Below are 21,070 nucleotides of genomic sequence, written 5' to 3'. Positions count from 1 at the left end.
TGTCCTCATGACCGACACCGAGCGACTCCGCGCATCCGCCCTCGCCTTCCGTGACCTGCACGTGCCCGGCAGCCCCCTCGTCCTCGCGAACGCCTGGGACGCGGTGACCGCGCGGATCGTCGAGGAGGCGGGGGCCACGGCGGTGGCGACGACCAGCGCCGGCCTCGCCTGGGCGCTGGGCGCGGCGGACGGGGACCGGCTGGACAGGGACGACGCGCTCGCGGCCGTCGCGCGCATCGCGTCCGCGGTCCGGGTGCCGGTCAGCGCCGACATCGAGAACGGATACGCGTCCGAGGCGAAGGGCGTGGGAGACACCGTCCGCGCGGTGCTCGCGGCGGGTGCGGTGGGCGTCAACATCGAGGACGCCCTCCACGGGGAGGGGGCCGGGCCGCTGCGCGCGGTGGAGGAGCAGGCGGAGCGCATCGCGGGGGCCCGAGCGGCCGCCGACGCGGCGCAGGTGCCGCTGTTCGTCAACGCCCGCGTCGACACCTTCCTGCGGGGCGCGGGCGGGGTGGAGGAGACCCTGGAGAGGGCGGCCGCGTTCCTGGCCGCGGGAGCCGACGGCGTCTTCGTCCCCGGAACCGTCGATCCGGCGACCGTGAAGGCACTCGTCGAGGGCATCGAAGGCCCCCTGAACATCCTGGTGGGCGCCGGAGCGCCGTCCGTCGGCGAGCTGGCAGCGCTCGGTGTGGCCCGGATCAGCGCCGGTTCGAGCGTCGCGTCGGCCGCGCACGCGCTGGTCCGGCGTGCCGCGCGGGAGCTGCTGGGCACGGGGACCTACGAGACACTGGCCGGCGGGTTCGACTACGCCGGCCTGAACGCCCTGATGGGACGCGCCGGCTGACGGCATCCGCGCCGCTTCAGCAGGTGCCCCGCATGAGCTCGGCCAGATCGTGGTCCAGGTCGACCTGGAGGTGCTCCAGGCCGACCGGCACCAGCTCGGTGGTCTGCTGGAGGAAGTTCCGCACCTCGCCCGAGCGCACATGGACCACGGCGGTGCCCTCGGGGGCGTGGAACTCCAGCACGGTGCGGTCGAAGCCGTACGGCCGCACCCGCACGTCGCCGTGCCCCACCGCGTCCTCGAGACCCGACACGAGCAGCTCGCGGGCGAAGGTCCAGCAGACCTCGATGCCCTCGAGCGTGGCGGGGGCGGGGAAGGTCATGCGGACGGCGAACGGGTCGGTCCGGTCGTAGTGGAGCGTGGCCGGAATGCTCGGCATCCGCGGCGCGGCGGCGACGAGGCGGGCCTCTACGGGCTGCTCGATGACGGTGGACAACGCCTTGCTCCCTTGTGACGGCTGGACGAACTCCGGGCGGATGAAGCCGGTCAATTGAAGAGACGGAAGAATGACCCGGCGCGTGCACCTCTGAGACAAGTGACCTCTGTCACCGAGGTCATGCACCGGGAGATCCACTTTCCGATCGTGGTGATCCCTTTCCGTTCCGCACTCGCCCGACACCGAAGAGGACACCCGGGCGGCCCCCGAGGTTCCCGTCGACCGCGAGATGGACGCCAATGGGGGACGGAGGCCATCTGGACGCCGTCGGTGCGGTGCACTAGCTTCGCCCGCCATGAGGGGCTTGGGGAAGACGAGACGCATGAGCCGCGCGGTCGGCTTGGGACCGGCGGCGGCCGCACTCGCCGCGATGCTCGTCGTGGCGGCGCCCGCGGCGGCGGTGTCCGCACCGGCGCACGACACGGCGCGGACCCCGCACTGGGCGCTCAAGGACAGCGGTACGGACGCCCGCTTCCGCGGACTGTCCGCCGTCAGCAGGGACACCGCGTGGGTGGCCGGCTCCAAGGGCACCGTGCTGCGCACCACCGACGGCGGCGCCCACTGGCGGAACGTGTCGCCACCCGGCGCCGCGGACCTGGAGTTCCGTGACATCGAGGCGTTCGACGCGCGGCGTGCCGTGGTCCTGGCCATCGGCGAGGGCGAGGCGTCCCGGGTCTACCGGACCGAGGACGGCGGCACCACCTGGACCGAGTCCTTCCGCAACACCGATGCCAAGGCCTTCTACGACTGCCTCACCTTCCTCGACCGGCGGCACGGCCTGGCCATGAGCGACCCGGTCGACGGCAGATTCCGCATCCTGTCGACCAGCGACGGCGGCCGGTCCTGGAAGGTGCTGCCCGGCGACGGGATGCCCGCCGCGCAGGACGGCGAGGCGGGCTTCGCCGCGAGCGGTCAGTGCCTGGTCGGCTCGGGGCCGCGCGACGTGTGGCTGGCCACGGGAGGGGGCGCACGCGCGCGTGTGCTGCACTCCGAGGACCGCGGACTGACCTGGACCGCCACCGACACGCCGGTCCCGGCGGGGGACCCGGCGCGCGGCGTCTTCGCCCTCGCCTTCCGCGACCGCGTCCACGGAATCGCGGTCGGCGGCGACTACCGCGCCGACCAGGCCTCACCGAGGGCCGCCGCGATCACCCGTGACGGCGGCCGCACCTGGACCACCGCGGACCGGCCCCCGCCCGCCTACCGCTCCGGCGTCACCTGGCTTCCGCACAGCCGCACCGCCGCCCTCGCGGTCGGCCCCACCGGCACCGACCTGACCACCGACGGCGGCCGCACCTGGCGCACCCTCGACACGGGCTCGTACGACACCGTGGACTGCACCCCGGACCTGGGCTGCTGGGCCTCCGGGGAGAAGGGCCGGATCGCCCGGCTGGAGCGCTGAGGGGAGGGGAGGGGAGGGTTCTCAGCCGAGGGTCTCGTGCGAACGCCCCACACGGCTCCGGGCGAGGTGCGGCCCGTAGGCTCGTCCGCATCATGACGACCGTGAGGATTCCCGCGGGCTGGCCCGCCACCGAGGAACAAGCCCGCGCCGTGCAGGACGAGTTGCGCGAGCGGGTGGTGCTCGACGAGAGCGGCCCGCCTCCCGGCACCGGCCGGGTCACGGGCGTCGACGTCGCCTACGACGACGAGCGGGACGTCGTCGTCGCGGCCGCCGTCGTCCTCGACGCGGCGACCCTCGAGGTCGTCGCGGAGGCCACCGCCGTCGGCCGGGTCTCCTTCCCGTACGTTCCCGGGCTGCTCGCCTTCCGCGAGATCCCGACCGTCCTGGCCGCGCTGGACGCCCTGCCCTGCCCGCCCGGCCTGGTCGTCTGCGACGGGTACGGGGTCGCCCACCCCCGCCGGTTCGGCCTCGCCAGCCACCTCGGCGTCCTCACCGGGCTCCCCACGATCGGGGTCGCCAAGAACCCGTTCGCCTTCTCCTACGAGGAGCCCGGAGTCCCGCGCGGCAGCGCCTCACCGCTGCTCGCCGGGACCGAGGAGGTGGGCCGCGCCCTGCGCACCCAGGACGGGGTCAAGCCCGTGTTCGTGTCCGTCGGCCACCGCGTGGACCTGGACAACGCCTGCGCCCACACACTCGCCCTCACCCCGAAGTACCGTCTGCCGGAGTCCACCCGCCGGGCGGACTCCCTGTGCGGACGGGCTCTGCGCGAGGCCACTGCCTGATCCCGCGGCTCGATCCCGCCCGTCGGCTCGCACCGCGTATCTGAGTACGGCGTCTGAGTAGCCGTACGGATGTACGGCCGCGCCACGGCCGCGAAGCTGATCCGCATGACGACGAACCGGGCTTCGAAACCCTCCGCCGAAACCACCGGGCGCGCGGTGACGGCCGCGCTGGTCCTCGCGGTCGCGGCCGGTCTCGCCTGGGCGGGCGGGATGATCTGCACGGTGATCGCCTGGACGCTGTGAGGATCGCGTGCGACCCTCACGAACGCGCCACGGCCGCCGGATTCCCGCCCCTCAGCGCACCGCCGCCACCCGGAAGGTGATCCCCGCCGCGCCGAGCCGTTCAAGCAGCGCGTCGCCCATCGCCACCACGGGGGTGACCTGCCCGGACGTGTTCGGCAGCTTGTCGAGGGCCAGGGACAGGGCGGACTCGGCGAGCATCTTCGCGGTCTCGCCGTAGCCCGGGTCGCCACCCGAGACCTCGGTGAACACGCGGCGGCCGCCGCCCTCGCCCACGAAGCGCACCGAGAACCAGCTCTTCGCACGGCGCTCGGCGCTCGGCCCCTCGCCCGGCTTGATCCGGTCGGACAGCCAGCGGCGCGCGGCCGGCAACTGGGCGGCGGCGAACAGCGCGCTCACCCCGGCGACTCCGCCCAGGGCGACGGGCAGCCGCTCGACGGCCGCGTAGTGGCGGTAGCGGAAGTCCGGCCCGTACCGGGCCAGGGCGCGAGCCGAGCGCTGCACCACCTGGGCGTCGATCGTGGGCAGCGGCAGAGCCCAGGCCCCGACCTCCTTGGCGAACCGCGGCGCGCCCAGCGGCGCCCGCACCCGCCGGTCCATCAGGCGCGGTTCGTGGTACCTGCGTTCCCGCGCGGCGGCGAACATGTGCCGGCCGCGCGCGAACTGATTGAGCGCCGAGGCGAAGGTGCCGCCCGAGAACATCGCCTGGGAGCGCACGAACCCCTCCACGCTCAGTGGCACGTCCTCCGGGAGCTGCTTGACGGTGAAGTAGGCGCCCAGGTCGTGCGGGACGGAGTCGAAGCCGCAGGCGTGGACGAGCCGCGCGCCCGTCTCCCGCGCGCGTGCGTCGTGCCGGACGTACATCAGGTCCACGAACTCGGGCTCGCCGGTCAGGTCCAGATAGTCGGTCCCGGCGTCCGCGCAGGCGGCCACCAGCTCCTCCCCGTAGGTGATGTACGGCCCCACGGTCGAGGCCACCACGCGCGCCCGGCGGGCGAGCTCGCGCACCGAGTCCGGGTCCGTCACATCCGCCCGCAGCACACCGGGTGCGCCGCCGAGCCGTTCCCTCAGCCGTTCCAGCTTCCCGGCGTCGCGTCCGGCGATCGCCCAGCGCAGTCCCTCGGGCGCGTGAGCGGCCAAGTACTCCGCGGTGAGCTCCCCGACGAACCCCGTGGCTCCGAAGAGCACGACGTCGTACGCACGGTCCGGCTCGTTAAGCCTGCTCATGACACCCTCCAACCCTGTGGGCTGCGCTCGAACGTGCGGTCCGCGCCACGTCGTGCGCGAAGCGCCGTTGTCGGTGGCTGAGGCTAGCGTGAGGTACGAACAGTCGGACGACGAGGTCGCACGAACAGGCCGGAGGCAGCCGTGACCGTGTCGGAAAACGCGCTGAAAGAGTGGCAGAAGGTGCGCGGGTTCGCGCTCGGCCTGCCCGGCGCCTCGGAGGAGTTCCCCTGGGGCGAGACCGTCGCGAAGGTCAACAGGAAGGTCTTCGTCTTCCTCGGCCTCGACGACGGCAGTCACCCGCTGGGTGTCACGCTGAAGCTCAAGGACGAGGCGGCACACGCCCACGCGCTGACCGCGCCCGGTGCGGAACCCGCCGGCTACGGCCTGGGCAGGGCAGGCTGGGTGCGCGTACCCCTGGAGGAGCGGGGCGCCCCGGCGGCGGAGCTGCTGTGCGACTGGGTCGAGGAGAGCTATCGCGTCATAGCCCCCAAAAGACTGATCGCGGAGCTGGACCGACGTTGATCGACGGGCTGGGCGGTCAGTGATCGCGGAGCCGGATCAAGACCGATCGCGAAGCCGGAAGCCGGAAGAGCCGGAAGTACCGAAGAGCCGGACCCGCGTTCGCGGCGGTCCCGAGAGGTCGCCGGGGCCGGGCCCGGTTCCCGATCCCGGAATTTAACTAAGCGCTTGCTCGTTAGGGGCTTGTCGGGAGTGGAACACGTTCTTAACATCACTGATGTCACATCAGTGGTGTCACAGTGCTGGGGGCTTGATGACAGCGGCAGGAACGCCGGGGCACGGCCCCCTCGCAGGGGTGCGCGTGGTCGAGCTGGCGGGCATCGGGCCCGGCCCGTTCGCCGCCATGCTGCTCGCCGACCTCGGAGCAGACGTCGTCCGGGTGGACCGGCCCGGCGGTGCCGGGATCGGGGTCGACCCGGCCTACGACATCACCAACCGCAACAAGCGGTCCGTGATCATCGACCTCAAGGCCGAGCACGGCGCGTCCCGTGTCCTGGACCTGGTCGAACGGGCCGACATCCTGATCGAGGGCTACCGGCCCGGTGTGGCCGAGCGCCTCGGCGTGGGCCCCGAGGACTGCCGTGCCCGCAACCCCGGGCTCGTGTACGGCCGGATGACCGGGTGGGGCCAGGAGGGCCCCCTCGCCCAGCGCGCCGGCCACGACATCGCCTACATCGCGATCACCGGCACCCTCGGGATGATCGGTGAGCCGGGCGAGCCGCCCGCGGTCCCCGCGAACCTCCTCGGCGACTACGCGGGCGGCTCGCTCTATCTCGTCGTCGGCCTCCTCGCCGCCCTGCACCACGCGCGCGCGACCGGCGCCGGGCAGGTCGTGGACGCGGCCATCGTCGACGGCACCGCGCACCTCTCGACGATGATCCACGGCATGATCGCCGCCGGCGGCTGGCAGGACCGGCGCGCCGCCAACCTCCTCGACGGGGGCTGCCCGTACTACGGCACCTACGAGACCGCCGACGGCCGGCACATGGCCGTCGGGCCCCTGGAGCAGCGGTTCTACGACCGGTTCGTCGAACTGCTCGGCATCCCCGAACTCGGCCCCGCGCACAAGGACCCGGCCCGCTGGGAGGAACTGCGCGCCACGGTCGCCGACCGCTTCAGAACCCGTACGAGGGACGAGTGGACCGCCGTCTTCGAGGGCACCGACGCCTGTGTGGCGCCGGTCCTGTCCCTGCGCGAGGCACCCGGACATCCGCACCTCGCCGCCCGGGGCACCTTCGTCGACCACGGCGGCATCACCCAGCCCGCCCCCGCGCCGCGCTTCTCGGCCACCCCCACCTCGGTCCGTGGCGGACCCGCGCTGCCGGGCGCCGACACCGCTGACGTGGCCCGCGACTGGGACGTGCCCGGGCTGACGAAGGACGGCGGCTGATGCAGGTTCACCGACCACTCGTCCCGGGCGGGGAACCCGCGCCCGCACGTACTCCCGAGAGCCCCGGTACGACCCTCCGCGAAAGTCTCCCCGCACACTCCAGGAAGGCGTTTCCCGCATGAAGCGGCAGATCTTCACCGCCGAGCACGACGCGTTCCGCGAGACCGTGCGCACCTTCCTGGCCAAGGAGGTGCTGCCCCATTACGAGCAGTGGGAGAAGGACGGCATCGTCTCGCGCGAGGCCTGGCGGGCGGCCGGGAAGCAGGGCCTGCTCGGACTCGCCGTGCCCGAGGAGTACGGGGGCGGCGGGAACGCCGACTTCCGCTACAGCGCCGTACTCGCCGAGGAGTTCACGCGCGCGGGAGCCGCGGGCCTCGCCCTCGGGCTGCACAACGACATCATCGGCCCGTATCTGACGGACCTCGCCACCGAGGAGCAGAAGCGGCGCTGGCTGCCCGGCTTCTGCGACGGCTCGATCGTCACGGCGATCGCGATGACCGAACCAGGAGCCGGCTCCGACCTCCAGGGCATCAAGACGCACGCCGAGGACAAGGGCGACCACTTCCTGCTCAACGGCTCCAAGACCTTCATCTCCAACGGCATCCTCGCCGACCTGGTGATCGTCGTCGCGAGGACCACCCCCGAAGGCGGCGCCCGCGGGCTGTCGCTGCTGGTCGTCGAGCGAGACATGGAGGGCTTCGGGCGCGGCCGCAATCTCGACAAGATCGGCCAGAAGTCGCAGGACACCGCCGAGTTGTTCTTCAACGATGTGCGCGTGCCCAAGGAGAACCTGCTCGGCGAGCCGAACGGCGCGTTCGTCCACCTGATGACCAACCTCGCGCAGGAGCGCATGGGCATCGCCGTCGCCGCCATCGCCGGAGCCGAGTATCTGCTGGAGATCACCACCCAGTACGTGAAGGAGCGCGAGGCGTTCGGACGGCCACTCTCCAAACTTCAGCACATCCGCTTCGAGATAGCGGAGATGGCAACCGAGTGCGCCGTCACCCGCGCCTTCCTCGACCGCTGCATCGTCGACCACTCGGACGGCGAACTCGACGCGGTGCACGCCTCGATGGCGAAGTGGTGGGCGACCGAGCTTCAGAAGCGGGTCGCCGACCGGTGCCTGCAACTGCACGGCGGATACGGCTACATGACGGAGTACCGGGTCGCACGGGCCTTCACCGACGGACGCATCCAGACCATCTACGGCGGGACGACCGAGATCATGAAGGAGATCATCGGCCGCTCCCTGCTCGGCTAACCCTCCCCGAAAGGCTTACCAGTGAGCACCGAAGCGTATGTGTACGACGCGATCCGCACTCCGCGCGGTCGCGGAAAGCAGAACGGCTCCCTGCACGGAACCAAGCCCATCGATCTGGTCGTCGGGCTCATCCACGAAGTGCAGCGGCGCCTCCCGGGCCTCGACCCGGCCGCCGTCGACGACATCGTGCTCGGTGTCGTCGGCCCTGTCGGCGACCAGGGCTCCGACATCGCCCGCATCGCGGCCATCGCCGCCGGACTGCCCGACACGGTGGCCGGCGTTCAGGAGAACCGCTTCTGTGCCTCGGGCCTCGAAGCGGTCAACATGGCCGCGATGAAGGTCCGTTCGGGCTGGGAGGACCTCGTCCTCGCGGGCGGCGTCGAATCGATGTCGCGGGTGCCGATGGCCTCGGACGGCGGTGCCTGGTTCTCCGACCCGATGACCAACCTGGCCACCAACTTCGTGCCGCAGGGCATCGGCGCCGACCTCATCGCCACCATCGAGGGCTTCTCCCGCCGTGACGTCGACGAGTACGCGGCCCTGTCACAGGAGCGCGCCGCCGCCGCGGTGAAGGACGGCCGCTTCCTCCGCTCCGTCGTCCCCGTCAAGGACCGCAGCGGTCTCACGATCCTCGACCACGACGAGTTCCTGCGTCCCGGCACCACCGCCGACTCGCTGGCCAGGCTGAAGCCGTCGTTCGCGGACATCGGTGACCTGGGCGGCTTCGACGCGGTGGCCCTCCAGAAGTACCACTGGGTCGAGCGGATCGAGCACGTCCACCACGCGGGCAACTCCTCAGGCATCGTGGACGGCGCCTCGCTGGTCGCCATCGGATCCAAGGAGGTCGGCGAGCGCTACGGCCTGACCCCGCGCGCGCGGATCGTCTCCGCCGCCGTGTCCGGCTCCGAGCCGACCATCATGCTCACCGGTCCCGCGCCCGCGACCCGCAAGGCGCTCGCCAAGGCCGGCCTGACCATCGACGACATCGACCTCGTCGAGATCAACGAGGCCTTCGCGGCCGTCGTCCTGCGCTTCGTGAAGGACATGGGCCTGTCGCTGGACAAGGTCAACGTCAACGGCGGCGCCATCGCGCTCGGCCACCCCCTCGGCGCCACCGGCGCGATGATCCTCGGCACCCTCGTCGACGAACTGGAGCGCCAGGACAAGCGGTACGGCCTCGCCACCCTGTGCGTGGGCGGCGGCATGGGCATCGCCACCATCGTCGAGCGCGTCTGACCTTCCCAACGGATCAAGGATCTACGGAGCATCCACTGATGAGCACTGAGCCCACCACCATCCGCTGGGAACAGGACGAGACCGGCGTCGTCACCCTCGTCCTCGACGACCCCAACCAGTCCGCCAACACCATGAACCGGGCGTTCAAGGACTCGATCGCGGCGGTCGCCGAGCGCGCCGAGGCCGAGAAGGACTCCATCCGGGGCATCATCTACGCCTCCGCGAAGAAGACCTTCTTCGCCGGCGGCGACCTCAAGGACATGATCCAGGCCGGTCCCGAGGACGCCCAGGCGGCCTTCGAGACCGGTACGGCCATCAAGTCCTCGCTGCGCCGGATCGAGACCCTGGGCAAGCCGGTCGTCGCCGCGATCAACGGCGCGGCCCTCGGCGGCGGTTACGAGATCGCCCTCGCCTCCCACCACCGGGTCGCCCTCGACGCGCCCGGCTCGAAGATCGGCCTGCCCGAGGTCACCCTCGGCCTGCTGCCCGCGGGCGGCGGTGTCACCCGTACGGTCCGTCTCATGGGTATCGCGGACGCCCTGCTGAAGGTGCTCCTCCAGGGCACCCAGTACTCCCCGCAGCGGGCCCTGGACAACGGCCTGGTCCACGAACTGGCCGCCACCCCCGAGGAGATGCTCGCCAAGGCGCGCGCCTTCATCGACGCCAACCCCGAGTCCCAGCAGCCCTGGGACAAGCCGGGCTACCGCATCCCGGGCGGCACCCCCGCCAACCCGAAGTTCGCCGCCAACCTGCCGGCCTTCCCCGCCAACCTGCGCAAGCAGCTCGGCGGCGCCCCCTACCCGGCCCCGCGCAACATCCTCGCGGCGGCCGTCGAGGGCTCCCAGGTCGACTTCGAGACCGCGCTGGTCATCGAGGCCCGGTACTTCACCGAGCTGGTCACCGGCCAGACGTCGAAGAACATGATCCAGGCGTTCTTCTTCGACCTCCAGGCCGTCAACTCCGGCGCCAACCGGCCGCAGGGCATCGAGCCGCGCCCGGTCCGCAAGGCCGCCGTCCTCGGCGCCGGGATGATGGGCGCGGGCATCGCCTACTCGTGCGCGCTCGCGGGCATCGAAGTCGTCCTCAAGGACGTCTCGGCGGACGCGGCGGCCAAGGGCAAGGCCTACTCCGAGAAGCTGTGCGCGAAGGCGGTCGCCCGGGGACGTACGACCCAGGAGAAGGCCGACGCGCTGCTCGCCCGCATCACACCCACCGCCGACCCGAACGACCTCGCGGGCTGCGACGCCGTGATCGAGGCGGTCTTCGAGGACACCTCGCTCAAGCACAAGGTGTTCCAGGAGATCGAGAACATCGTCGAGCCCGACGCGCTGCTCTGCTCCAACACCTCCACCCTGCCCATCACCGCCCTCGCCGAAGGCGTCGAGCGGCAGGAGGACTTCATCGGGCTGCACTTCTTCTCGCCCGTCGACAAGATGCCGCTGGTGGAGATCATCAGGGGCGAGCGCACCGGCGACGAGACCCTGGCGCGCGCCTTCGACCTGGTCCGCCAGATCAAGAAGACCCCGATCGTCGTCAACGACTCGCGCGGCTTCTTCACCTCCCGGGTCATCGGGCACTTCATCAACGAGGGTGTGGCGATGGTCGGCGAGGGCATCGAGCCCGCCTCCGTCGAGCAGGCCGCGGCCCAGGCCGGTTACCCGGCGAAGGTCCTCTCCCTGATGGACGAGCTGACGCTCACCCTGCCCAGGAAGATCCGCGAGGAGTCGAAGCGGGCCGTCGAGGAGGCGGGCGGCACCTGGGAGACCCACCCGGCCGAGGCCGTCATCGACCGCATGGTGGACGAGTTCGGGCGCCCCGGGCGCAGCGGCGGAGCGGGCTTCTACGAGTACGGCGAGGACGGCGGACGCGGCAGGCTGTGGCCGGGCCTGCGCGAGCACTTCACCGAGGCCGGGCACGAGATCCCGTTCGAGGACATGAAGGAGCGCATGCTCTTCTCCGAGGCGCTGGACTCCGTCCGGCTCCTGGAGGAAGGCGTCCTGACCTCCGTCGCCGACGCCAACATCGGCTCCATCCTCGGCATCGGCTTCCCGGGCTGGACCGGCGGTGTCCTCCAGTACATCAACGGCTACGAGGGCGAATCCGGCCGGGGCCCGGCCGGATTCGTGGCCCGCGCGCGGGAGCTCGCCGAGCGCTACGGCGACCGTTTCCTGCCGCCGGCGCTGCTCGTGGAGAAGGCCGAGAAGGGCGAGCGGTTCACCGACGCGTCCTGACCCGGGCCGGTGTCCGCATGCCGCACTCGGGGCGGCATGCGGACACCGGCGTACGAGGGACGCGTTCCGCGGGGGCCGGGGGCCGGGGTACGCCGGATGCGCTCCGCGGAGACGAACACCCGGCGCGGGGCGGCCCACTGCCCACGTCCGCGGGGGAGCGGCCTCCCCGTCCGCCGGGGAGCCGCCGTCAGGACTCCTTGAGCCACTCCCGCAGCTCGTCCTTCAACGAGCGCTGGAACGCGGTCAGCAGCGCCTGCACCACCAGCGGCTGCATGTGCGCCGACAGTGACTTCACGGCCGCCACGGACTCCTGCTCGCCCACGGCGTCGCGCAGCAGGCCGGACAGTTTCTGGGCCGCCGCGCGCGCGTGCTCCAGCAGGACGTTGCGCGCGGCGAGGATCGCCTCGTCCGCGATCGGCACGTCCAGGAGCTCCAGGCCGAGCTTCAGCAGACCGGGGTCGAGCCGGACGGAATCCCCCGTCCCCTCGATGACGCTCATCGCGGCGAGCCGCTCCAGCTCCGTGTCACGAAGCGGCCGTCCGGCCCGCCGTTCCAGTTCCTCCCGGGTGACGTCCTCCATCGCGTCGGGCGCCCAGGACGCCACCACGGCACGGTGGATGGCGAGGTCGTGCGCGCTCAGGCCGGGCGGCAGCTGCGTCAGATGCCGCTCGATCGCGGCCAGCGTCATGCCCTGGTGCTGCAACTCCTCGATGAGCGCGAGCCGCGCCAGATGCTCCTGGCTGTAGTGGCCCACCCGGCGGTGGCCGATCACGGGCGGCGGCAGCAGGCCCCTGGCGCTGTAGAAGCGGACGGTACGGACCGTGACACCCGCCCGCGCGGCCAGCTCGTCGACCGTGAGCGTCGGCTCCTCGGTGTCCGTCGTCATCGCAGGTCCTCGCCTCTCGCATCGTGCGGCGCACGCCCGGGGTGACGGCTGACGGCACGGTGCAACAGTATTGCTGTCCCACCAGTGTTGTGAAAGCTCCCGTTCACCGAGAGACGCGAGCCACGCGCGGCCGGCCCGCGGCCACGGGTATCGAGAAGCGGACCGGCCCGCGGGCACGGTCATCGAGAGTGCGGGCCGGCCGGGGCCGGGGCGCGGCGGGGCGGCGCACGACGGGACTTGCGAAAGTTTCTGCAAGTCCTTGCCGTGGTCCTCGGGTGCCTGGTTGACTCGCTGCTCGCGTCCGAGAGGGAGAGTCATGAGCCGCGACATCGATGTCCTCGTCCTGGGCGGTGCGGGTGTGGACACCATCGTCCATGTCCCCGAACTGCCGTTGCCCTACGCCGACAGCTACATGATCCGTCCGGGCATCGAGACCCGCGCCGGGCAGACCGGTGACTTCGTCGCGCTCGGCCTGCACTCGCTCGGCCTGCGCACGCACCACCTGGACATGCTCGGCGCCGACCCCGAGGGCGACCTCGTGCGAGCGCTGCACCGCGACCGGGGTATCCCGCTCACCGCGATCCCCCAGCCCGCGGGCACCAAGCGCGCGGTGAACCTCGTCGGCCCCGACGGACGAAGGCTGTCCCTGTACGACGACAGCCGCGCGCACGAGGCGGACCGGCTGCCCGAGGAGGCGGTACGGGACCTGGCCGCGGCGAGCCGGCACGCCCATGTCTCCATCACCCACCCGTGCGCCTTCGCCCTGCCGGCCCTGAGGGAGGCCGGGGTTACCATCTCGACCGACCTGCACGACTGGGACGGCGAGAACCCCTATCACGAGCCGTTCGCGTACACGGCCGACGTCGTGTTCGTCTCCACCACGGCCCTCGCCGACCCCGAGCGCACGATGCGGCGGATCGTGGAACGGGGCCGGGCCGAGGTGGTCGTCGCCACCGCCGGTACCGAGGGCGCGTACCTGCTGGCCGACGACGAGGTGACCCACATCCCCGTCGTCCCGCCCCGCACACCGGTCGTCGACTCGAACGGCGCCGGGGACTCCTTCGCCGCGGGCTTCCTCTACGGCCGGCTGACCGGCGAACCGGCCGGGCGCTGCGCCCTGTACGGCGCGGTGGCCGGCGCCTACGCCTGTACGGTGCCCGCGACCCGCGCCGACGCCGTCAGCCGCGCGGAACTCCTGGAACAGGTAGCCGAGTTGGACCGTCGCGCCGTGAACGCGACTCTCTCCTGACGGAGCCAGCACGGGCGAACGTGCCGCGGTCCAGGCCGCCCCGGCACCGCTCCCGGCGACGGTGGTTGAACCCGGGGCGGCACGGAAAGAGACCTGGCATGTCTGCGCGGGCACTCACCGGGCTCCGGGTGCGTCGGCACCCGGAGCGCGCGGCTCAGCCCGAGTGGACCGTGTCCGTGGCGGCGATCTTCTGCCACGACTTCGGCCGGGCGAGCGGACCCTTCGCCGCCGGGGCGGGGGCGACTCCCGCGCCGCGCGCCGCGGGCGCCGCCGGCTTCGACGGCTGGAACAGCCAGGTGTCGAAGAGCGCGGCGAGCGAGGTGCCGGACACCTGCTCGGCGTACTTCCGGAAGTCGGCGACCGACGCGTTCCCGTACGCGTGCTCCTTCGGCCACCCCTTCAGGATGGCGAAGAATGCGTCGTCGCCGACCTGGTTGCGCAGCGCCTGCACCGCCAGGGCGCCCCGGTCGTAGACGGCGATGTCGAACTGGTTGTCAGGACCCGGATCGCCGGGCGCCACCGTCCAGAAGGCGTCGTCCGCCGGATGCGAGGCGTACACGTAGTCCGCGAGTTCCTGCGCGGTGCCCTCGCCCTCGTGCTCCGACCACAGCCACTGCGCGTAGCGCGCGAAGCCCTCGTTGATCCAGATGTCCTTCCAGCCCTTGAGCGACACGTCGTCGCCGAACCACTGGTGCGCCAACTCGTGCACGACCACAGAGGTGTTGGAGCCGTTCGCGAACTGCTTCGGGCTGTAGTAGATCCGGCTCTGGGTCTCCAGCGCGTACCCGGTGGTGGTGTTGGGGACGTAGCCGCCCGCGTTGCTGAAGGGGTAAGGGCCGAAGTAGCCGCTCAGCCAGTCGACCAGTTCTCCCGTCCGCTCGACACTGGCCCGCGCCGCCCCGTCGTTGTCGCCGAGGTCCTTGCTGTAGGCGTTGACCACCGGCACGCCGCCCTCGGACGTACTCGTCGTGATGTCGAACTTCCCGACCGCGAGCGTGGTCAGATACGTGGCCTGCGGCTTGTTGGACCGCCAGTTCCAACGGGTCCAGCCGAGCCGTGAACTCGTCGACTGGAGAGTGCCGTTGGAGATCGCCTGGGTGCCGTCCGGGACGGCCACCGACACGTCGTAGGTCGCCTTGTCGAGCGGGTGGTCGTTGCTCGGGTACCACCACCACGCCGACTCGGGCTCGTCCGCCGCGACCGCCCCGTCCGGGGTGCGGTGCCAGGTCGAGAACCCGTAGGCGCTCTTCGTCGACGGCACTCCGCTGTAGCGGACGACGACGGTGACCGGCGTGCCCTTGGCCAGCGGCGTGGCCGGGGTGACCTCCAGCTCGTGCTGCCCCGAGGCGGCGAACGACGCCTTCGCGCCGTTGACCCGGACCTCGCTCACATCGAGCAGAAAGTCCAGATCGAACCGGGACAGGTCCTGCGTGGCCGTCGCCAGGAGAGTGGCGGTGCCCTCCAGTTCGTCCGTCCGCGGCTGGTACGTGAGCCTCAGGTCGTAGTGCGAGACGTCGTATCCGCCGTTGCCGTAGGCCGGGTAGTAGGGGTCGCCGATGCCCGGTGCTCCCGGTGTGTAACTTGCCGCCGATGCCGGGATCGCCAGCAGCAGGGAGGCGGCGAGGGCGCCCGGGGCGATGAGTCTGCGGTGCACGTCAAGCTCCAAGTCGTCGGGGCATGAAGTCTGTACGGAGCCTATTCAGTCCCTGTGGTCCCGGTCATGTCCACGGCCACCCCTGTCACACGATCGCCATTCGGCCGACATGAGTCCCCCTGGTCCCGAGTGTCCGTCAGAGACCCTCTGTCGCAGGAGAGTTGAGCGGGGTACGTTCCGCGCATGCCGAAATCAGTGAGCCGCACGCGCTTCATGACCTGGAGGCCGCTCGCGACGGCGGCCGTCGCCGCCCTGATGGCCGCCTTCCTCGTCCCGGCCGCCGCACACGGCGCCCCGAGGGAGAGCACCCCGGTCTATTCGTACGAGAACGCGATCCGCGAGTCCGTCTGGGTCGACACCGGTCTCGACGGCGACCGCGACGGAAGGAACGACCGCGTCGCCGTCGACATCGTCCGGCCCCGCGAACTCGCCCGGCAGGGCCGCAAGGTCCCCGTGATCATGGACGCCAGCCCCTACTACTCCTGCTGCGGGCGCGGCAACGAGAGCCAGAAGAAGACGTACGACGCGAACGGCCACGTCGTGCAGATGCCGCTCTTCTACGACAACTACTTCGTGCCACGCGGCTACGCGTTCGTCGGCGTCGACCTCGCCGGCACCAACCGCTCCGACGGCTGCGTCGACGTGGGCGGCCGCTCCGACATCCGGTCCGCCAAGGCGGTCGTCGACTGGCTGAACGGCCGCGCCAAGGGCTACACCACCCGCACCGGCGCAGCCACCAGCAAGGCCGGCTGGACCAACGGCAGAACGGGCATGATCGGCAAGAGCTGGGACGGCACCATCGCCAACGGCGTCGCCGCCACCGGCGTCGAGGGACTGAAGACCATCGTGCCGATCAGCGCCATCTCCTCCTGGTACGACTACTACTTCGCCAAGGGCGCCCCGCTCTACGACTCAGGACCCGACTGGCTGTCCGGCTACGTCGACAGCCCCGGCGCCGCCGCCAAGTGCTCGGCCGTCCAGCGGAAACTGGTCGACGGGGCCCCGCGCACCGGCGACTGGACGTCGCTGTGGACCGAGCGGGACTACGTCAAGGACGCCAAGAAGGTGAAGGCCAGCGTCTTCCTCGTGCACGGGATGCAGGACCTCAACGTCCGCACCAAGAACTTCGGCCAGTGGTGGGACGCCCTCGCCAGGAACGGTGTCGAGCGCAAGATCTGGCTCTCCCAGACCGGCCACGTCGACCCCTTCGACTTCCGCCGCGCCGCCTGGGTCGACACCCTGCACCGCTGGTTCGACCATGAACTCCTCGGCTACGACAACGGCATCGACCGTGAGCCCATGGCCGACGTCGAACGCCACCCCGACCAGTGGAGCACCTCCGCCGTGTGGCCGCCCCGCACCGCGAGCGCCACGACCCTGCGTCCGGGCACGGGCGCACAGGCGGGTGTCGGCAACCTGGGACTCGTCCGCGGGTCCGGCACCGAGACCTTCACCGACGACCCGGGACGGAGCGAGACCGACTGGGCCGCGGACATCGACCGGCCGACCCCCGACAAGGCCGGCTTCGCCACCGGACCCCTCACCCGCGACCTGCGACTCGCCGGCTCCTCGAAAGTGACGATCACCGCCACGCCGACCACCTCGACGGCCCATCTCTCGGCGGTACTCGTCGACCTCGGCCCGGACACCATCCGCGACTACGCGGGCCCCGGCGAGGGCATCGGCACTCTCACCGGCCGCACCTGCTGGGGTGCGAGCACGGCGGGCGACAGCTCCTGCTACAAGGTGACCGAGGCCGCCAGGACGGACGTCGGTTACACGGTCCTCAGCCGCGGCTGGGCCGACCTCGGCAACTACGCGTCGGACCGGGGCGTGCCCCTCACCCCGGGCAAGGCCTACACCATCACCCTGGACCTGGCGGCCACCGACCACGTGGTCCCGAAGGGGCACCGGCTCGCACTGATCGTCGCGGGCACCGACAAGGACCTCATCGACCCTCCCGCCGACAAGCCGGCCCTGACCCTCGATCTGTCCCGCACCTCGGCCCGGGTGCCGCTGGTGGGCGGCGCGGACGCGTTCGAGCGGGCGACGGCGGGCTCCGAGGCGGCCCCGGCCGCGTCCGTCCTCGACGGCGTACGCGCACCGCGCGCCGCGCACCGCGTCCCGGGGGAGGACAGCTGATCCGCTGACCCCCGACGCCAACCGCCTCAGGCGGCCGGACCGGCGAGTCCGGCCGCCACGCGCGCGCAGCCCCACGCCACGGTCACTCCGGCGCCCCCGTGCCCGTAGTTGTGCACCAGCACCCTGCCGTCCGGCCCGACTTCGCGTTCCAGCCGGACCGTGTCGCGCACCGGCCGCAGCCCCACCCGGTGACCGAGCACCCGCGCTCCGGCGACCTCGGGGCGCAGCGCCGCGCACCGCTCGACGATCCGCGCCGCCGCCCGGGGGTCGGGGACCTGGGACCAGTCGTCCTCGTCCGTGGTGCCGCCGAGCACCAGCCGGTCGGGCTGCGGGAAGACGTACGTCGTCGTCCCGGCCGCCCGGTCGGTCGAGACGAGCCACTCACGGATCCCGGGGTTCTCGACGAGCACGAGCTGCCCGCGTACGGGACGTACGCCGGGATCCGGGACGAGTTCACGGGCACCGAGGCCCGCGCAGTTCACGACGACCGGCGCGTCCGGCTCCGAGAGGTCCGTCACCGTGCGTTCCTCGACCGTCCCGCCCGCCCGCAGGAACCGCTCCCGCAGATGGCGCAGATGCACGGGCATGTCGATCAACGGAAGCCGCGCCCGCAGTGCCGTCCCCGGGTACTCCTCGGCCGTCGCCGCGCGCAGTCCTGGCACCCGGGCCGCCCACGCCCCCAGCCCGTCCAGCCGCGTCTCGCCCATGACCCCTTCGACCAGGCGTACGCCACTGTCCTCGGGTCTCGCCGCCAGTTCCTCGTAGACGCCGAGGGATTCGAGCGCCCACTCGCGGGCCAGGGCCTCCGGCGCGATGCGGTACGGCCACCACAGGGCCCCCGCGACGGCCGAGGTGGTCCGTTCCGAGGGCTCCCGCGCCCACACCCGGACCCGTCTGCCGGCCTCGGCCAGCACCAACGCCGTCGTCAGGCCGACGATGCCGGCGCCGACCACGATCACATCACCGCTTCCGGGCTTCTCCATGCCGGGACGTTAGCGGATCGGGCCGCCGCGTGGTCCGGTCGCTCTCCGTACTGGGATACTCACAGCATGTGTTCCGTGTACGCCACCTTCGGCCTGGTACAGGCGACGCGTGCCGGTGGAGTTCTCGCGGCCGGTGGCTGCCGAGTGCGCCGGGGCTTCGTCGACTTCGTCGTCGAGGGGCGCCCGCTGCTGTTCCGGCTCTCCGGCCTGGACGCCGTCTCCCCGCTCGCCTCCGACGTACCGCCCGCGATCTTCACCGCACAGGTGAGCGGCCTTCTCCTGGAAGCCGGTGCCCCGCTCGACGGCGGCAGGCACATCATCTACGGCTGTCCCGAGTGCGAGAGCGTCGAGTGCGGTGCCGTCACCGCGCTCATCGAGCGGGACGGCGACGACTACGTCTGGCGGGACTTCGCCTGGCAGACCGGCGAACGGCCCGACCTGGAACGCAACGGCTACCACGGCGTGGGACCGTTCCGCTTTTACGGCCCCGAGTACCGCGGCGCGCTGAACTCCCTGCTCGAAGGCGACGCGGATTCCCGCCGCCGCGTCCTGCCGGCCGGCGCCCGGGGCGCGCCTCCCGCGAAGCCGGCCGCCGTCCCGCGCTTCGTCGGCATCGGCGCCGGCACCGCCGGCGACGTCCCTGAGGCGGAACGGGCCGCCGCGAGTTCCGCCGGCCCTGCGGTTCCCGGGCCCGCCACCCGGCTGTGAGCAGGCCGTTCCGGCCCCTGTCGCCCGATGGCACGGGCCGCCGCGGACCGTGGGGAGCGACGGTGAGCCGCGCGGCGGCGGGCCGTTAAAATCGGCTCCCTGATGACTGCCACTCTCGTCGCCAAGAATCTCACCGCCGGACACGGCGACCGCGCGCTCTTCGCCGGACTCGACCTCGTCGTCGCGCCCGGCGATGTGATCGGGCTCGTCGGCGCCAACGGCGCGGGCAAGTCCACGCTGCTGCGGCTGCTCGCCGGCCTCCTCACACCGGAACAGGGCGAGCTGCGGCTCTCCCCGCCCTCCGCGACCGTCGGGCACCTTCCCCAGGAGCCGGAGCGCCGGGAGGGCGAGACCGTACGCGACTTCCTCGCGCGCCGTACGGGCGTCGACGAGGCCCAGCGGACGATGGACGAGGCGACGCAGGCCCTCGTCGACGGAGCGCCGGGCGCGGACGACGCGTACGCCACCAGCCTGGAGCGCTGGCTCGACCTCGGCGGCGCCGACCTCGACGAACGGGCCGAGGAGGTCGCCGACTCCCTGGGGCTCGGCGTCGGACTCGACCAGCCGATGACGTCCCTGTCCGGCGGCCAGGCGGCCCGCGCCGGACTCGCCTCGCTCCTGCTGTCCCGCTACGACGTCTTCCTGCTCGACGAGCCGACGAACGACCTCGACCTCGACGGTCTTGAGCGCCTGGAGCGCTTCGTCTCCGGCCTGCGCGCCGGGACCGTCGTCGTCAGCCACGACCGCGAGTTCCTCACCCGCACGGTCACCAAGGTCCTCGAACTCGACCTCGCACAGCAACAGATCACGCTCTTCGGCGGTGGCTACGAGGCCTACCTCGAAGAACGCGACACGGCCCGCCGGCACGCCCGCGAGGACTTCGAGGAGTACTCCGACAAGCGCTCCGCCCTCGAAGGCCGGGCCCAGATGCAACGGGGCTGGATGGACAAGGGCGTCAAGAACGCCCGGCGCAAGGCGAACAACGACAACGACAAGATCGGCCGCAAGTTCCGCAGCGAGGCCAGCGAGAAGCAGGCCGCGAAAGCCCGGCAGACACAGCGCATGATCGAGCGGCTGGACGTCGTGGAGGAGCCCCGCAAGGAGTGGGACCTGCGCATGGAGATCGCGGCGGCCCCGCGGTCGGGCGCGGTGGTCGCCACGCTGCGGGACGCCGCGGTGCGGCGCGGAGACTTCACCTTCGGCCCGGCGACCCTCCAGATCGACTGGGCGGACCGGGTGGCCGTCACCGGCGCCAACGGCGCGGGCAAGTCGACCCTGCTGGGCGCGCTGCTCGGCCGGGTGCCGCTGTCCGCCGGCCATGCCACGCTCGGCTCGGGTGTGGTCGTCGGCGAGGTCGACCAGGCCCGCAAGCTCTTCCACGGCTCCGAGTCACTGCTGGACGCGTTCGGCGCGGCCGTCCCGGACACGGAACCCGCCGAGGTCCGCACGCTGCTGGCCAAGTTCGGCCTGAAGGCCGACCATGTCCTGCGCCCGGCGGCCACGCTCTCCCCGGGCGAACGGACCCGCTCCGCGCTGGCGCTCCTCCAGGGCCGGGGCGTCAACCTGCTGGTCCTGGACGAGCCGACCAACCACCTCGACCTCCCGGCCATCGAGCAGCTCGAAGCGGCCATGGACTCCTACGAGGGCACGCTCCTGCTGGTCACCCACGACCGCCGCATGCTGGACGCGGTCCGCACGACCCGCCGCCTGGAAGTGGCGGACGGCAAGGTGACGGAACGCTGAGGCTTCGAGCCGGACCCGGGAAGGTGACGCAAGGCCGAGTCTTCGGGCCGGACCCGGGAACGCAACGCCGATCCTTCGGGCCGGACCCGGGAAGGTGACGGAACGCCGAGCCTTCGGGCCGGACCCGGGAAGCTGACGGA

17 protein-coding genes and 1 pseudogene are annotated in these 21,070 nt (G+C 72.0%); 13 read left to right on the top strand and 5 right to left on the bottom strand.

Going from position 1 to position 21,070, the window contains the following annotated elements:
• Positions 1 to 7: 7 nt before the first annotated feature.
• Positions 8 to 844, top strand: coding sequence for an isocitrate lyase/phosphoenolpyruvate mutase family protein (locus tag ABZV42_RS09655; RefSeq protein WP_355982946.1), 837 nt, complete (start codon positions 8 to 10; stop codon positions 842 to 844).
• A gap of 16 nt (positions 845 to 860) precedes the next feature.
• Here ABZV42_RS09655 and ABZV42_RS09650 read toward each other — a convergent pair whose 3' ends face one another.
• Positions 861 to 1,277 (bottom strand): SsgA family sporulation/cell division regulator, encoded by a 417-nt coding sequence (locus ABZV42_RS09650; RefSeq protein WP_355982948.1) that lies wholly within the window; start codon positions 1,275 to 1,277, stop codon positions 861 to 863.
• 322 nt (positions 1,278 to 1,599) lie between these two features.
• Between ABZV42_RS09650 and ABZV42_RS09645 the strand changes: the two genes are divergently transcribed.
• From ABZV42_RS09645 to ABZV42_RS09635, 3 genes are all read left to right on the top strand, one after another.
• On the top strand, positions 1,600 to 2,679 hold the full coding sequence (locus tag ABZV42_RS09645) for an oxidoreductase (protein ID WP_355982950.1): 1,080 nt from the start codon (positions 1,600 to 1,602) through the stop codon (positions 2,677 to 2,679).
• Positions 2,680 to 2,771: 92 nt separating this feature from the next.
• Entirely contained in the window at positions 2,772 to 3,461 is a 690-nt protein-coding gene (locus tag ABZV42_RS09640; protein WP_355982952.1) for an endonuclease V, read from the top strand.
• Between the two features lie 105 nt (positions 3,462 to 3,566).
• Positions 3,567 to 3,704, top strand: a complete 138-nt coding sequence (locus tag ABZV42_RS09635; RefSeq protein ID WP_355982954.1) for a hypothetical protein — start codon at positions 3,567 to 3,569, stop codon at positions 3,702 to 3,704.
• Between the two features lie 51 nt (positions 3,705 to 3,755).
• On the opposite strand, the gene ABZV42_RS09630 is transcribed toward ABZV42_RS09635, so the two are convergent.
• On the bottom strand, positions 3,756 to 4,928 hold the full coding sequence (locus ABZV42_RS09630) for a saccharopine dehydrogenase NADP-binding domain-containing protein (protein WP_355982956.1): 1,173 nt from the start codon (positions 4,926 to 4,928) through the stop codon (positions 3,756 to 3,758).
• A 141-nt stretch (positions 4,929 to 5,069) separates the two neighbouring features.
• On the opposite strand from ABZV42_RS09630, the gene ABZV42_RS09625 reads away from it, so the two are divergent.
• From ABZV42_RS09625 to ABZV42_RS09605, 5 genes are all read left to right on the top strand, one after another.
• Positions 5,070 to 5,450, top strand: coding sequence for an MmcQ/YjbR family DNA-binding protein (locus tag ABZV42_RS09625; RefSeq protein WP_356051436.1), 381 nt, complete (start codon positions 5,070 to 5,072; stop codon positions 5,448 to 5,450).
• Positions 5,451 to 5,700: 250 nt separating this feature from the next.
• Positions 5,701 to 6,837, top strand: coding sequence for a CaiB/BaiF CoA-transferase family protein (locus ABZV42_RS09620; protein WP_355982960.1), 1,137 nt, complete (start codon positions 5,701 to 5,703; stop codon positions 6,835 to 6,837).
• 118 nt (positions 6,838 to 6,955) lie between these two features.
• Positions 6,956 to 8,098 (top strand): acyl-CoA dehydrogenase family protein, encoded by a 1,143-nt coding sequence (locus ABZV42_RS09615; protein ID WP_356051433.1) that lies wholly within the window; start codon positions 6,956 to 6,958, stop codon positions 8,096 to 8,098.
• A 21-nt stretch (positions 8,099 to 8,119) separates the two neighbouring features.
• Positions 8,120 to 9,334 (top strand): acetyl-CoA C-acetyltransferase, encoded by a 1,215-nt coding sequence (locus ABZV42_RS09610; protein WP_355982964.1) that lies wholly within the window; start codon positions 8,120 to 8,122, stop codon positions 9,332 to 9,334.
• A gap of 38 nt (positions 9,335 to 9,372) precedes the next feature.
• On the top strand, positions 9,373 to 11,565 hold the full coding sequence (locus tag ABZV42_RS09605) for a 3-hydroxyacyl-CoA dehydrogenase NAD-binding domain-containing protein (RefSeq protein ID WP_355982966.1): 2,193 nt from the start codon (positions 9,373 to 9,375) through the stop codon (positions 11,563 to 11,565).
• A 187-nt stretch (positions 11,566 to 11,752) separates the two neighbouring features.
• On the opposite strand, the gene ABZV42_RS09600 is transcribed toward ABZV42_RS09605, so the two are convergent.
• On the bottom strand, positions 11,753 to 12,451 hold the full coding sequence (locus ABZV42_RS09600) for a MerR family transcriptional regulator (RefSeq protein WP_356051431.1): 699 nt from the start codon (positions 12,449 to 12,451) through the stop codon (positions 11,753 to 11,755).
• A gap of 316 nt (positions 12,452 to 12,767) precedes the next feature.
• On the opposite strand from ABZV42_RS09600, the gene ABZV42_RS09595 reads away from it, so the two are divergent.
• Entirely contained in the window at positions 12,768 to 13,700 is a 933-nt protein-coding gene (locus ABZV42_RS09595; protein WP_355982970.1) for an adenosine kinase, read from the top strand.
• A 154-nt stretch (positions 13,701 to 13,854) separates the two neighbouring features.
• Here ABZV42_RS09595 and ABZV42_RS09590 read toward each other — a convergent pair whose 3' ends face one another.
• The gene (locus ABZV42_RS09590; RefSeq protein WP_355982972.1) at positions 13,855 to 15,354 is read right to left on the bottom strand and encodes a M1 family metallopeptidase; all 1,500 of its coding nucleotides are present in this window, start codon (positions 15,352 to 15,354) and stop codon (positions 13,855 to 13,857) included.
• A 183-nt stretch (positions 15,355 to 15,537) separates the two neighbouring features.
• On the opposite strand from ABZV42_RS09590, the gene ABZV42_RS09585 reads away from it, so the two are divergent.
• Positions 15,538 to 17,496 (top strand): Xaa-Pro dipeptidyl-peptidase, encoded by a 1,959-nt coding sequence (locus tag ABZV42_RS09585; protein ID WP_355982974.1) that lies wholly within the window; start codon positions 15,538 to 15,540, stop codon positions 17,494 to 17,496.
• A 26-nt stretch (positions 17,497 to 17,522) separates the two neighbouring features.
• Here the strand turns inward: ABZV42_RS09585 and ABZV42_RS09580 are convergent, their stop codons facing one another.
• Positions 17,523 to 18,479: an FAD-dependent oxidoreductase gene (locus ABZV42_RS09580; RefSeq protein WP_356051429.1), complete on the bottom strand. Its 957-nt coding sequence runs from the start codon at positions 18,477 to 18,479 to the stop codon at positions 17,523 to 17,525.
• A gap of 66 nt (positions 18,480 to 18,545) precedes the next feature.
• Here ABZV42_RS09580 and ABZV42_RS09575 point away from each other — a divergent pair.
• Both ABZV42_RS09575 and ABZV42_RS09570 read left to right on the top strand, forming a co-directional pair.
• Positions 18,546 to 19,100: pseudogene (locus ABZV42_RS09575) on the top strand (oxidoreductase); the annotation flags it as partial.
• A 189-nt stretch (positions 19,101 to 19,289) separates the two neighbouring features.
• On the top strand, positions 19,290 to 20,930 hold the full coding sequence (locus ABZV42_RS09570) for an ABC-F family ATP-binding cassette domain-containing protein (protein ID WP_356051427.1): 1,641 nt from the start codon (positions 19,290 to 19,292) through the stop codon (positions 20,928 to 20,930).
• Positions 20,931 to 21,070: the final 140 nt, after the last annotated feature.

The sequence above is a fragment of the Streptomyces sp. NPDC005281 genome (assembly GCF_040607495.1).
Taxonomy (GTDB): Bacteria; Actinomycetota; Actinomycetes; order Streptomycetales; family Streptomycetaceae; genus Streptomyces.
This window is presented reverse-complemented; position numbering and strand designations above follow the sequence as displayed.

Coding starts and splice junctions, on each gene's coding strand:
- ABZV42_RS09645 (WP_355982950.1), top strand. CDS start 1,600: ATGAGCCGCGCGGTCGGCTTGGGACCGGCGGCGGCCGCACTCGCCGCG.
- ABZV42_RS09605 (WP_355982966.1), top strand. CDS start 9,373: ATGAGCACTGAGCCCACCACCATCCGCTGGGAACAGGACGAGACCGGC.
- ABZV42_RS09620 (WP_355982960.1), top strand. CDS start 5,701: ATGACAGCGGCAGGAACGCCGGGGCACGGCCCCCTCGCAGGGGTGCGC.
- ABZV42_RS09630 (WP_355982956.1), bottom strand. CDS start 4,928: ATGAGCAGGCTTAACGAGCCGGACCGTGCGTACGACGTCGTGCTCTTC.
- ABZV42_RS09635 (WP_355982954.1), top strand. CDS start 3,567: ATGACGACGAACCGGGCTTCGAAACCCTCCGCCGAAACCACCGGGCGC.
- ABZV42_RS09640 (WP_355982952.1), top strand. CDS start 2,772: ATGACGACCGTGAGGATTCCCGCGGGCTGGCCCGCCACCGAGGAACAA.
- ABZV42_RS09615 (WP_356051433.1), top strand. CDS start 6,956: ATGAAGCGGCAGATCTTCACCGCCGAGCACGACGCGTTCCGCGAGACC.
- ABZV42_RS09600 (WP_356051431.1), bottom strand. CDS start 12,451: ATGACGACGGACACCGAGGAGCCGACGCTCACGGTCGACGAGCTGGCC.
- ABZV42_RS09585 (WP_355982974.1), top strand. CDS start 15,538: ATGCCGAAATCAGTGAGCCGCACGCGCTTCATGACCTGGAGGCCGCTC.
- ABZV42_RS09595 (WP_355982970.1), top strand. CDS start 12,768: ATGAGCCGCGACATCGATGTCCTCGTCCTGGGCGGTGCGGGTGTGGAC.
- ABZV42_RS09655 (WP_355982946.1), top strand. CDS start 8: ATGACCGACACCGAGCGACTCCGCGCATCCGCCCTCGCCTTCCGTGAC.
- ABZV42_RS09570 (WP_356051427.1), top strand. CDS start 19,290: ATGACTGCCACTCTCGTCGCCAAGAATCTCACCGCCGGACACGGCGAC.
- ABZV42_RS09580 (WP_356051429.1), bottom strand. CDS start 18,479: ATGGAGAAGCCCGGAAGCGGTGATGTGATCGTGGTCGGCGCCGGCATC.